A 12,404-nucleotide genomic window follows, 5' to 3' on the forward strand; every position below is an offset into this window, starting at 1 on the left:
AATGGTTTTCGGCATGGCCTGATAGAGAACTGGCGACAAGAAAAAATAACAAGAAACGAGCCAGGCTGCCCGCCCCGGTCGACGTAAAGAATTAATGAGTAGACGAAAAAGGCGATTAGAGAAAATGACCAAAACTTCGCGACCTTTGTACATTTCCTACGCAGGACCCGCACTGCTGGAAATGCCCCTGCTGAACAAAGGCAGTGCCTTCACCCCGCAAGAGCGGGTCGAATTCAATCTGATCGGGTTGCTGCCGCAGAACGTAGAGACCATCGAAGAGCAAGTCACCCGGGTCTACAGCCAGTACAAGCAGTGCGCGAGCGATCTGGACAAGCATATCTACCTGCGTTCGATCCAGGACAACAACGAAACCCTGTTTTTCCGCCTGTTGGACTCTCATCTGGACGAGATGCTGCCGATCATTTACACCCCGACGGTGGGTCAGGCGTGTCAGGAATTCTCCAAGATCTACCGCACGCACCGTGGCCTGTTCATTTCCTATCCCGAGCGCGACCGCATCGATGACATTCTGCGTAGCGCCACCAAGGACCGGATCAAAATCATTGTCGTGACCGACAGCGAGCGAATTCTCGGTCTGGGCGACCAGGGCATCGGCGGCATGGGCATTCCGATTGGCAAACTGTCGCTGTACACCGCCTGTGGCGGGATCAGTCCGGCGTACACGCTGCCGATCGTGCTGGATGTCGGCACCAATAACCGTGAGTTGCTGGATGACCCGATGTACATGGGCTGGCGTCACGAGCGGGTATCGGGCAAGGAATACGAAGACTTTATCGCCTTGTTCATCGAAGCCGTACAGCGTCGCTGGCCCGACGTGTTGTTGCAGTTCGAAGATTTTGCCCAGTCCAATGCCATGCCGTTGCTTGAGAAGTATCGGGATGAGCTGTGCTGCTTCAACGATGACATTCAGGGCACTGCGTCGGTTGCCGTGGGTACATTGCTGGCGGCCTGCAAGGCCAAGAATGAAACCCTTGGCCAGCAGAAAGTGGTGTTTGTCGGTGCCGGTTCGGCAGGCTGCGGGATTGCCGAGCACATCATCGCAGCGATGCGCATCGAAGGCCTGAGCGAAAGCGAAGCGCGCAAACGTATCTTCATGGTTGATCGCTTCGGCCTGCTGACCGAGGGTATGGATAACCTGCTCGATTTCCAGAAGCGTCTGGCGCAAAAGACCGCCGATGTGTCTGGCTGGACTGCTGGCACAGAAGCCTTCCCGCAGTTGCTCGACGTAGTGACGAACGCCGGGGCTACGGTGTTGATCGGCGTGTCCGGGCAGCGTGGTCTGTTCACCGAACAAGTGATTCGCGAACTGCACAAGCATTGCGCCAAACCGCTGGTAATGCCGCTATCCAATCCGACTTCCAAGGTTGAGGCCACTCCGGAAGAAATTCTGCGCTGGACGGATGGCAATGCGCTGGTTGCTACCGGCAGTCCGTTCGCGCCGGTGGAGATCAACGGTCGCACCGTGCACATCGCTCAGTGCAACAACTCCTATATCTTTCCAGGCATCGGCCTTGGCGTGGTGGCTTGCAAGGCGTCGCGCATCACCGACCGCATGCTGATGGCGGCGTCCAATGCGCTGGCCGAGTGTTCGCCGATGGTCACGGGGCAGGGCGATGCGGTGTTGCCGCCGCTCAAGGAGATCCAGCAGGTGAGCCGCAAAATTGCGCTGGCTGTCGCCAAAGAGGCCCAGGCTGAAGGCTTGGCACTGGAAACCTCCGAAGAGGCACTGCTTGAAGCCATCGAACGTAATTTCTGGCTGCCGGGCTATCGTGCCTATCGCCGTCGTTCGGTCTGATCGAGCGCTTTCAGATAGACAGCGTCTGCGCGAGCCTGCTTGCGCAGATGCTGTATTGGCGGGGTTATTGAACGTTCATAGGCGCGTATTGCTTCACGGTGAAATAAGCTTCATTCACCCGATCCTCTCACCGTTTTCACATAAAATTGATGAAGCGCTGCCTAGAGTGCGCGCCATCGGGGAGTTACCTGGCTCCTGAATGCCCGATGCATATTAATTCGATAAGCAGACCACGATGCCGACACCCAGAACTGTTCGTCCAGAGGTTGTTACCTTACTTGCCAGTGCCTTTCTGTTACTGGGTTTCAATATAAATCTGTGGCAGCATCTTTTCGCGATTACCAGCTCCGATGCCAAAGGCCTGGCCATGCGCTTTGCGTTCGGGCTGATGATTTTCTGCGTATTCAATATCGTTCTGACGCTGTTGGCATTTCGTCGTGTGTTTAAACCCGTGGTGATCGCTCTGTTTATGATCAGCGCCGGGGTGGTGTATTTCATGACCGAGTACGGTGTCATGATTGACGCCGGGATGTTCCGAAACTTCGCCGAAACCAACGTGACGGAAGTGCAGGGGCTACTGTCTTTTAAACTGGCGTTGTATATCGTTCTGTTGGGTGTACTGCCTTCGCTGATTCTGTGGAAACTGCCGATCAGCTACCGTCGCTGGCACCTGGAACTGTTCAGCAAGCTGGTGGTAGGTGTGGTCTGTTGCGTGGCAATAGGCGGCGTTGCGCTGGCGAATTATCAAGGCTTGTCCTCGTTGTTCCGCAACCATCACGAATTGCGCCTGATGGTCGTGCCAAGCAATTACATCGGTGCCTCGATTGGCTACCTGAGCGAGCAGGTGATCTCCGCACAGCGCCCGTTCGTCAAGATTGGCGAGGACGCCAAACGGTCGGCTGACTGGGCCACGCATGCCCGCAAGTCGTTGACCGTACTGGTGGTGGGCGAAAGTGCCCGTGCCGAAAACTTCGGGATTCTTGGCTATGGCCGCGATACCACGCCCAACCTCAACAAGGAGAGCGGGTTGGTGGCGTTTACCGATGTTTACTCGTGTGGCACCGAAACCGCAGTGTCGGTGCCGTGCATGTTCTCCAACATGGGTCGCAAGAACTACAACGCAACCAAGGCCCGTAATCAGGAAGGTTTGCTGGATGTCCTGAAACGTGCCGGTATAGAAGTGGTATGGCGTGATAATCAGGCGGGCTGCAAAGGGACCTGTGATCGAGTGACCTTCCAGGATGTCAGCAATCTCAAGGACCCGCTGCTGTGCAACAGCCACGAATGCCGCGACGAGATACTGTTGCAAAACCTGCAGGGGTTTATCGATAGCCTCGACAAGGACACTGTTCTGGTCCTGCACCAGATGGGCAGCCATGGCCCTGAATACTTCAAGCGTTACCCTAAAGAGTTTGAAAAGTTTACGCCGGTGTGTGAAAGCAATGCCTTGAACAATTGCAGCCGGGACAGCATCGTCAATGCCTACGACAATACACTGTTGTATACCGATCACGTACTGGCCACGTTGATTGATCTGTTGCGCAGCAATCAAAACAAGGTCGACACTGCCATGGTGTACCTGTCGGACCATGGCGAGTCGCTTGGCGAGTACAACTTGTTCTTGCACGGCACACCGTATGTGCTGGCTCCTGATCAGCAAAAGCATGTACCGATGCTTATCTGGTTGTCCGATACCTACCAGAAGTCCTTTGCCGTCAGCCCGGAGTGCCTGGCCAAACAGCGTAATGCGCCGTTGAGCCAGGACAACCTCTTTCATTCAATGCTCGGCTTGTTGAAAGTCGACACCCAGGTCTACAACCCAAGCCTGGATATGTTTGCCGGGTGCCGCACTGAGCTGGCCGCCGCCGACAAGCAGTAAAATGTGTGCTTGCTCAGGATAGAGATCGTTTCCACGCCTGCGTGGAGGCGATCACCCTTGGCCCTTTTGCCAGGCAACAGCCCCTCCTGTCTGTCATTTGCGTGAAGATACGCCAGACCGGGACGACAGACGCGCGATAATCTCCCATCACGATATATACTGCGCGCCATTGTTGAAGGGAGAGCCGTGTGGCCATCGATATTCACTGGATTCGCGACGACGACAGCCTCGCCCGGCATTGCGCAGAATGGCAGTTGCTGCCTTTTGTCGCGCTCGACACCGAGTTTATGCGGGTCGATACTTTTTATCCGATAGCAGCGCTACTGCAGATTGGCGACGGGCAAAGCGCCTGGCTTATTGATCCTTTGCTGATCAACGACTGGCGGCCGCTGTCCGCGTTGCTTGAAAACCCCGACGTCATCAAGGTGGTGCACGCGTGCAGCGAGGACCTCGAAGTTCTGCTGCGTCTGACTGGCAGCCTGCCGGTGCCGTTGTTTGATACCCAGTTGGCAGCCGCTTACCTGAACCTCGGTTTTTCCATGGGCTATTCACGTCTGGTGCAGGAGGTCCTCAACATCGACCTGCCCAAGGGCGAAACCCGTTCTGACTGGCTGCAACGTCCGCTGTCAGAAACGCAGATCAGCTATGCCGCTGAAGATGCAGTGCACCTTGCCGAACTGTTCGCCATCCTGCGTCCGCGTTTGTCCGATGACAAATACGCCTGGCTGCTGGATGACGGTGCCGAACTGGTCGCCAACCTGCGCCGCGAAGTTGACCCGTACGAGGTGTACCGTGAGGCCAAACTGGCCTGGAAACTGTCCCGCGCCCAATTGGCGGTGCTGCGTGAGCTGTGTGCCTGGCGTGAGCGTGAGGCGCGCGCCCGCAACCTGCCGCGCAACCGTATTGTGCGCGAGCACTCGCTGTGGCCATTGGCCAAGACGCAGCCGGACAACCTCGCTGCACTGGGGCGTATCGAAGACATGCACCCGCGCACCGTTCGCCATGACGGCGAGTTTCTGCTTGAGCTGATAAAGACCGCAGGTACGCTTCCACCAGAAGAGTGGCCGCCTGCATTGCCTGAGCCACTGCCCATTGATGCAGCCGGGTCGATCAAGCGTCTGCGTGCAATCGGTCAGCAATACGCCGAGCAGCTGGACATGGCTCCAGAGTTGATGCTGCGCAAGAAGACTCTCGAAGCGCTGCTCAAGAGCGGCTACCCCGACGGTCCTTACCAATTGCCCGACTCGCTGCGTGGCTGGCGTCGCGAGTTGATGGGGCAGGCGCTGCTGGACAGCCTGGCCACCCCCGGAGAACAGTCTTGAAGCGTATCTGCTCGATTTATCGCAGCCCGAAAAGAAACGAGATGTACCTTTACGTCTTGAAAAGCGATGTCCTCAAACGCGTGCCGCCTGAACTGCTGGTCGCGTTTGGCAAGCCTGTTCATGCATTCGACCTGGTCCTGAGCCCCGAGCGTGCGCTGTCGCGCGAGGACATCAATGTGGTGCTGGATAATCTCGACAGCCAGGGTTATCACCTGCAGATGCCCCCTGCCGAAGATGACTACATCGAACATTTGCCGGAAGAGCTGCTGCGCCGCAACGATCCGATGTAATAGTTGCTCACGTTGTAAAGCAGTCCACATCGCCGTGGGCTGCCTGTCCTGTTTTTAAGGTTTTTGAAACATGCGCGTTCTGATTGCCGAGCACGATTATCACGTTTACACCCAATTGTTGCGCAAGGCTGCGCCTGACCTGGAAGTCTTCAGCACGGGCGACTCTGCCGAGCTGTCGCGAATGGCCAGCGATTGCCCGGTCTGGCTGGGACAGCCGGATCTGATGGCCAACCTGCTGCGTCAAGGGCACAAGCCTCAGTGGCTGCAATCCACCTGGGCAGGCATCACGCCACTGCTGGCCGACAGCCTGTCGCGCGAATATCGCCTGACGCGTGCAGTCGGGATTTTCGGTCAGGTCATGGCTGAATTTGTTTTGACCTACATGCTCGGCCACGAGCGTGAGGTGCTGGCGCGTTTGATGAGTCAGGTCGAGCGCAAGTGGGACAATCGTACTGGCCAGAGCCTGTCTGGTCGCAAGGTACTGATCGTGGGCGCCGGTGATATCGGCCAGCGTGTCGCCGAGTTTCTTTTGCCGTTCGGTGTGCAGGTCTACGGCGTGGCCTCCAGTGCGCGCACTCAGGCGCCGTTCATCGAGGTGACAGCGCTGTCAGACATGACGCGGCTGCTTGGCGAGATGGATTACGTCATCAACCTGCTGCCCAATACACCTGAGACACACGACCTGTACGACGCGAAGCTGTTCGCCAGCTTCAAGCCAACGGCGTTGTTCATCAACGTCGGGCGCGGTGTAGCGGTTGTGGACGCAGATCTGGTCGAGGCGTTGAAGGAAGGCCATCTGGCCGGTGCGGTCATTGACGTGTGCCGTCAGGAGCCTTTGCCGCAGCGCCATCCATTCTGGACGGCCTATGGTCTGCTGTTGACCGGTCATAGTTCGGCCCCGACATCGCCGGTGGCCATGACCGAGCTTTTCGTTGAAAACCTCAAGGCGTTTCAGGCTGGAGAAGCACTGCGCGGAGAGGTCGATTTTTCGCGAGGTTATTGAAGCGGTTCCGAGCGAGCCGACGTTTCAGGCGTCGGCTCGCCGGCATCGATCGCAGAGATCAGTCAGTTACAGCGAAAAATCACCTTCAGCGGCCAGTTCTGCCAGTGGCTTGCGCGGGCTTGGCGCTTCGCGGCCTTGCAGGTATTCCGGCAGCGTCGACTTGTCACCGATTTTGCCGATGGCCACCGCGGCATGCAGTGCGTAATCCTCTGGAATGTTCAGCTCCTTGCGGGTCAGGTCCTGATCGAAGCCCGCCATGCCGTGGGTGTGCCAGCCGCTCAGGCTCGCTTGCAGCGCAAGATAACCCCAGGCCGAGCCGGTATCGAAGGTGTGCCACAAGGCCGGGCTTTCTTCGGTTGCCCCTGGTGCGACGAAGGTGGTCTTGGAGACGATGATCACCAATGCTGCTGCATGTTGCGCCCAGTTGCGGTTGAACTCGTTGAGCAGGCCCAGATAACGCTCCCAGTTAGGCGTGTCGCGACGTGCATACAGAAAACGCCAAGGCTGCGTGTTGTAGGCTGAGGGTGCCCAGCGTGCGGCTTCGAAAAAGCTCAGCAGGGTTTCCTGATCGATGCTTTCGCCGCTGAACGCGCGTGGCGACCAGCGTTCGGTGAATTGCGGGTCGATAGGGTGATCGGCGATGCGAGGGTTCGTGCTCATGAAAGTCCTTGATAGCGAAGGTGGAAAACGAGCGTGGCTTGATGGGCCGTGGTCGGCAGGCATCGCTTGAGCGCACTGGAAAACCCGTTAACGCTACTGTTTTGCCCTGTCGCTGACAAGTCCCGGCTACCGGCAGTCGCAAGTGCTTGGCCCGCACCCTTTGTACCTCTAGACTGACGGCCTTTTCATTTTCGATACCGTTGTCCGAACCATGGCCGCTAAAGTTGAACCCTTCTGGATTCGCAAGACCCTTGACCAGCTCAGCACCGAAGAGTGGGAATCGTTGTGCGATGGCTGTGGCTTGTGCTGCCTGCAGAAGCTGGAAGACGAAGAAGACAACAGCGTTTATTACACGCGGATCGCCTGCAAGCTGCTGGACCTAAAGACCTGCCAGTGCTCCGACTACGGCAATCGTCGTGCGTCGGTGCCTGACTGTATTCAGCTGACGCCTGGCCAGGCAGATGAATTCAAATGGCTACCGCCGACCTGCGGCTACCGGCTGGTCAGCGAGGGCAAGGATTTGCCGCTCTGGCATCATTTGGTGTGTGGTGATCGCACGGCTGTGCATCACGAGCGTATCTCCCAGTCCGGCCGCATGCTCAGCGAGAACAGTGTGGCCGAAGACGACTGGGAGGATTACCTGATCTTTCGCGCAGGTTGAGCGTTTACACGACCGGCTTTGGCTCGGTCAGCGCTTCCACGCCTTTGACGGCAGCGTTTTTCACCGCGTTTTCGGCGTCGTCTTTCAGGTTGTTCAACTGGGCACCGGCACGTTCGATGGTCGAGCGGGCGCTGTGCAGGTCGCTGCGACCTTTTTCCACCAGGCTTTTGGCCGAGCAGTGACCGCTGATGCCACGAGCCAGCACTGCGCCGCCGATGGCCAGTTGGATCAGGCCCAGAAAGCCGCCACGACGGACACCTTTGCCCATCATCAATACACCGCCAGCCAGTGAGCCAATGCGCTCCCAGCCGTGGACGTTCTGATCAGGGGTGCGCTGCAGCAGTTCAGGTGTGTCGATGCGTTCGATAATCGGGGTGTCGCGCATGATGGCTCTCCATGAGGCGGTAATTCGCAGGAAGTAGGTAGTAACCCGGTTCAGAGAAACTGACTGTTCGCCCGCGACACAGGTTCAATGCTTTTCCGTCAGCGGTCGCTGGCCGGATCGATTTTCTCGCGACCGAACTGTGGCCCCGAGCGGGTATTGATGCCTTTGGCCATGCGGTCGTAGAGCACGACGTTGACGGTTGCGGCCAGATTCATGCAGCCCTCGGTCGGTATATAGACCACGTCTTCACACCAGTCGCGAATGTCCTGATCGAGCGAGCCGTCTTCCGGACCGAAGATATACAACGCGCGGTCAGGGTGCGTGTATTCAGGCAGGGCACGGGCACCGTCCACCAGTTCGACGGCCACCGGAATGCAGCCCAGCGGCAGAATGCTCTTGAGGTCTTCAATGCCGATCAGCGGGATGTCCTGATGGATTTTCTTGGTGTCGGTGATGAAGTCCCGCGCACGCTCATAGCGTTTACCGGTATAGAACACCGACGCCACGCCGTAGCAGCCGGCCGCTCGCATGACGGAGCCGACATTTTCCGGGGACTTGGGGTTGTAAAGACCGATGCAGGCGTACCGTTTATTGGCCACGGGGAGGGTGCTCTGAAGAAAACCGCGGATTATACGGCAGCTTCAGAGCAATGCCATTTTCAATTCCGACGCTCAGAACCACATGCGTAAACCGACGACCAGCCGCGCGTCGGCAACGTCCTCATCGTCTTCGCGTGCGTAATCGGCAGTATTGCCGTAGGACCGATCCCAGGTTACGCCCACGTAAGGAGCGAATTGCGGGGTGATTTCATAGCGCAGCCGAAGGCCGAACTCACTGGTCGACAGGCCCGAGCCATTGCCGCGTTGCGGGTCGTTCTTGCCGTAGAAATTCAGCTCGGCAGTGGGCTGAAGAATCAGATTGTTGGTCAGCAACAGGTCGTAGTCGGCTTCCAGGCGCGCAGCGGTCTGCCCGGCTTCACCGATAAATGCCGTGGCTTCGATATCAAGATCCGAAATCGCCTGCCCTTGCAGGCCGAAAGCCGCCCAGGTTTGTGGCGCGCCAGGTTTGAAGTCCTGGCGTGCCCCGGCGACTACGTCCCACGATGAGCTGACGGCATGACCCCATAACGCCTGGACTTCCGCCTCCTCGGTCTTGCCGTTGCTGCGCTCGCCCTCTGAACGCAACAGCAAGCGGTCGACATCACCGCCAATCCAGCCGGACAGGTCCCAGGCCAGCGCGCTGCCGTCGTTTGCGTCCTGCCATTCCAGCTTGTCGGCCAGAAAGTAACTGTTGATGGCGCTGTCGTGGACCTGATGCCCGCTATGGCTGGTGTACACCGCAGCCCGGTCGGCGTCGGTGACAGGCGGGATTGGTGTCCGGCTCTGCATTGGGGTGGCATTGTGCTCGCTGGCGTCCATAGGCATCGAGTGGCTGCCATGATCCATGCCTTCCATGCCTTCCATTCCGGCAGCCTGCGTGTTTGCCCAAGGTGTTATCGCCAGGCCTGCCGTCAGCAGCAGGGTTGGCAGGCAGGACGAGTTGCGCAATCCATTCACCGGTAAAATCCTCATTCTTCCACCCGCACTTCGCGGAACATGCCCATTTCCATGTGGTACAGCATGTGACAGTGATAAGCCCAACGGCCCAGTGCGTCAGCTGTGACGCGATAGCTGCGGCGTGAACCCGGAGGCATGTCGATGGTGTGTTTGCGCACCATGAACTGACCGTTTTCGTCTTCCAGATCGCTCCACATGCCGTGCAGATGGATGGGGTGAGTCATCATCGTGTCGTTGACCAGCACGATACGCACTCGCTCGCCGTACTTGAGCATGAGCGGTTTGGCGTCCGAGAATTTCACACCGTCGAACGACCAGGCGAATTTTTCCATGTGCCCGGTCAGGTGCAGCTCGATCGTGCGGCTGGGCTCACGGCCATCGGGGTCTTCGAAGGTGCTGCGCAGGTCTGCGTAAGTCAGGACTCTGCGGCCATTGTTCCTGAGGCCTATGCCCGGATCGTCGAGTTTGGGCGAGGTGCTCATGGCCTGCATGTCGACCAGCGGATTGTTTTGTTCGCTGTCCGGGTGTGGCTGCATGGCAGGTGTTTCTTTCATCGGCATCTTGCTGTGGTCCATGCCGGGCATCGAGTCATGGCCCATCTTGCTGTGGTCCATGCCTGACATGTCGTCCATTGCCGGGGCTGCGCCGTGGTTCATGCTGCCATGATCCATACCCGCCATGCCCACATCATCCATGCTCAGCAATGGGCGTGGATCCAGGGGCGGGACGACGGCCTGCAAGCCCGGCCTGCTGGCCAGGGTGCCGCGAGCGTAGCCGGTGCGGTCCATCGACTGGGCGAACAGCGTGTAGGCACCTTCGGCAGGCTCGACGATCACGTCGAAGGTTTCTGCCACCGCGATGCGCAATTCATCGACCGTCACTGGCTTGACGTGCAAACCGTCGCTGGCGACTACGGTCATTTTCAGGCCCGGAATACGTACGTCGAAATACGTCATGGCCGAGCCGTTGATCAAGCGCAGTCGAATCCGCTCGCCAGCCTTGAACAGACCGGTCCAGTTCATGTCCGGGGCCTGGCCGTTCATCAGGTAGGTGTAGGTCGCGCCGCTGACATCCGCCAGGTCGGTCGGGTCCATCCCCATTTTCGCCCACATCCAGCGATCACCAGTGGTCTCGCTCCAGCCTTTCTCACCGACGTCGTTGATGAAATCGCCGACGGTGCGCTTGTTATTGTTGTAGTAATCGGACTGTTTCTTGAGCGTCTTCATCAGTTGAAGCGGCTCTTCGTCGGTCCAGTCGCTGAGCATGATCACGTGTTCGCGGTTGTACTCGAATGGCTCAGGCTCTTTGGCGTCGATCACCAGCGGCCCGTAAACCCCCGACTGTTCCTGCAAGCCCGAGTGGCTGTGGTACCAATAGGTGCCGTTCTGTTTGACCTTGAAGCGATAGACGTACATGCCATCGGGCGCGATACCGTCGAAGCTCAGCCCCGGCACGCCGTCCATGTTGGCGGGCAGAATGATGCCGTGCCAGTGGATCGAGGTGGTTTCGTCGAGACGGTTTTTTACCCTGATGGTCACCGTATCGCCTTCGCGCCAGCGCAACAGCGGGCCTGGAATACCGCCGTTGATCGCCATCGCGGTTCTGGTATTACCGGTGATATTGACCTGGGTTTCGCCAATAAACAGGTCGAACTCGGTACCGGACAGCCCGGCCGGCTGACCCGGGTTCGGAACCGCCCATGCCGGACTGCGCCACAGCCCCAGGCCACCGAGGATGCCACTGGCGGCAAGCCCTTTCACAAAGGTTCGTCTTGAGGTACGGGAGGGCATGGCGAAATATCCGGTCAGTCGGTTGGCCGCAGGCCGAAGACTGCGCGGGTAGGGCGGGGAGGTGCGGTTGCGGGAAAGTGCCGGGTTACTCGTCTTTCTTCATCAAACCTGCCAGCGCGGCGAACGGGTTGTGGGTCGCCTTGGCGGTTTTCGGACTGCCCAGGGAGCCATCGGCGAAGTACTGCTGATCGGTGTAGCGCGAGTGCTCGTTGTCGTGGCAATACAGGCACAGCAGCTCCCAGTTGGAACCGTCCTGCGGATTGTTGTCGTGGTTGTGGTCGCGGTGGTGCACGGTCAGTTCGCTGAGGCGTTTGCCAGCGAACTCGCGGGCGCAACGGCCGCAGACGTGCGGGTACATGCGCAACGCCTTGTCGCGGTAGCCCATCTCGCGGTCGCGCTGGGCGTCGGCCAGAATGCGGTCCAGCTTGGCAGTATGGGAAGGAGGATTGGCCGTGCTCATGGTGTCACCTGTGCGTGTGCGCATTGAAAGCGGAATATCGGCAAGTTTAGCGCCAGATGGGCAAACTCACACCTGCTGAGACAGTAATTGGCCGTCGACCATGCGCAGGCGCCTGGACAACGAGATGGCCAGGGCACGAATGATCTTGGCGGCGATTTTCGGCGCTTCGTCGAGCATCTTGTCCAGAGAGTCGCGTCCCAGGTTCAATAACTGGCATTGGGTGGCCGCGATACAGCTGGCCGAGCGACGTTCGCCATCCAGTACAGCCATTTCTCCGAATGCCCGCCCGCGACGCAGAACGGCAATCTCGACCTGTTGGCCGTCTGCAGCAAGTTTCTGCACGGACACGGTGCCTTGATGAATGATGCACATGAATGTCCCGGCATCGCCCTCGGCAAAGATGGTCTCGCCTTTTTCGATGTCGGTAATGCTGAAATACCCGGCTACGGTCACGAAGTCGCCGGGCAGCAGCGTGTCGAACAGGCCGCAGTCCAGCAGCATGTCGCGTATGGCGTTGTTCAGGTTGGACAATGGTTCTGACATGGTTCGGTCTTTCAATCCTGATACGAAGGGGGCAGCTCC

The 12,404-nt window shown here is 58.4% G+C and carries 13 protein-coding genes; 6 read left to right on the plus strand and 7 right to left on the minus strand.

The genetic code is table 11. The features are described 5' to 3' along the window. Nucleotides 1–124 precede the first annotated feature (124 nt). From RYC17_RS06570 to RYC17_RS06590, 5 genes are all read left to right on the plus strand, one after another. The gene (locus RYC17_RS06570; RefSeq protein ID WP_122258298.1) at nt 125–1,816 is read left to right on the plus strand and encodes an NAD-dependent malic enzyme; all 1,692 of its coding nucleotides are present in this window, start codon (nt 125–127) and stop codon (nt 1,814–1,816) included. A gap of 235 nt (nt 1,817–2,051) precedes the next feature. Beyond that, complete coding sequence (locus RYC17_RS06575) at nt 2,052–3,695, plus strand: phosphoethanolamine transferase (RefSeq protein WP_058399758.1); 1,644 nt, start codon at nt 2,052–2,054, stop codon at nt 3,693–3,695. A 188-nt stretch (nt 3,696–3,883) separates the two neighbouring features. Beyond that, on the plus strand, nt 3,884–5,017 hold the full coding sequence (rnd, locus tag RYC17_RS06580) for a ribonuclease D (protein ID WP_002552602.1): 1,134 nt from the start codon (nt 3,884–3,886) through the stop codon (nt 5,015–5,017). Continuing rightward, nucleotides 5,014–5,307, plus strand: coding sequence for a YcgL domain-containing protein (locus RYC17_RS06585; protein WP_058399759.1), 294 nt, complete (start codon nt 5,014–5,016; stop codon nt 5,305–5,307). Before rnd ends, RYC17_RS06585 begins: the two co-directional genes overlap by 4 nt. Before the next feature lie 70 nt (nt 5,308–5,377). Further along, complete coding sequence (locus RYC17_RS06590) at nt 5,378–6,310, plus strand: D-2-hydroxyacid dehydrogenase (protein WP_004664280.1); 933 nt, start codon at nt 5,378–5,380, stop codon at nt 6,308–6,310. A gap of 66 nt (nt 6,311–6,376) precedes the next feature. Here the strand turns inward: RYC17_RS06590 and RYC17_RS06595 are convergent, their stop codons facing one another. Further along, on the minus strand, nt 6,377–6,970 hold the full coding sequence (locus RYC17_RS06595) for a nitroreductase family protein (protein WP_004657710.1): 594 nt from the start codon (nt 6,968–6,970) through the stop codon (nt 6,377–6,379). A gap of 211 nt (nt 6,971–7,181) precedes the next feature. On the opposite strand from RYC17_RS06595, the gene RYC17_RS06600 reads away from it, so the two are divergent. After that, nucleotides 7,182–7,631, plus strand: coding sequence for a YcgN family cysteine cluster protein (locus RYC17_RS06600; protein WP_316902655.1), 450 nt, complete (start codon nt 7,182–7,184; stop codon nt 7,629–7,631). Nucleotides 7,632–7,635: 4 nt separating this feature from the next. Here RYC17_RS06600 and RYC17_RS06605 read toward each other — a convergent pair whose 3' ends face one another. From RYC17_RS06605 to RYC17_RS06630, 6 genes are all read right to left on the minus strand, one after another. Beyond that, on the minus strand, nt 7,636–8,016 hold the full coding sequence (locus tag RYC17_RS06605; RefSeq protein ID WP_316902656.1) for a DUF2892 domain-containing protein: 381 nt from the start codon (nt 8,014–8,016) through the stop codon (nt 7,636–7,638). Between the two features lie 98 nt (nt 8,017–8,114). Beyond that, complete coding sequence (locus RYC17_RS06610; protein ID WP_002552608.1) at nt 8,115–8,615, minus strand: RNA methyltransferase; 501 nt, start codon at nt 8,613–8,615, stop codon at nt 8,115–8,117. A 72-nt stretch (nt 8,616–8,687) separates the two neighbouring features. After that, nucleotides 8,688–9,572 carry a copper resistance protein B gene (locus RYC17_RS06615; protein ID WP_316902657.1) on the minus strand — a complete coding sequence of 295 codons (885 nt, stop codon included), beginning with the start codon at nt 9,570–9,572 and terminating at the stop codon, nt 8,688–8,690. 11 nt (nt 9,573–9,583) lie between these two features. Next, nucleotides 9,584–11,362 (minus strand): copper resistance system multicopper oxidase, encoded by a 1,779-nt coding sequence (locus RYC17_RS06620; protein ID WP_316902658.1) that lies wholly within the window; start codon nt 11,360–11,362, stop codon nt 9,584–9,586. 85 nt (nt 11,363–11,447) lie between these two features. Next, nucleotides 11,448–11,822 carry a YajD family HNH nuclease gene (locus RYC17_RS06625; RefSeq protein WP_003317410.1) on the minus strand — a complete coding sequence of 125 codons (375 nt, stop codon included), beginning with the start codon at nt 11,820–11,822 and terminating at the stop codon, nt 11,448–11,450. Nucleotides 11,823–11,888: 66 nt separating this feature from the next. After that, entirely contained in the window at nt 11,889–12,365 is a 477-nt protein-coding gene (locus RYC17_RS06630) for a cyclic nucleotide-binding domain-containing protein (protein ID WP_002552612.1), read from the minus strand. Nucleotides 12,366–12,404 lie beyond the last annotated feature (39 nt).

The organism is Pseudomonas syringae group sp. J248-6 (assembly GCF_032586995.1).
In the GTDB taxonomy this organism is placed as follows: domain Bacteria; phylum Pseudomonadota; class Gammaproteobacteria; order Pseudomonadales; family Pseudomonadaceae; genus Aquipseudomonas; species Aquipseudomonas amygdali.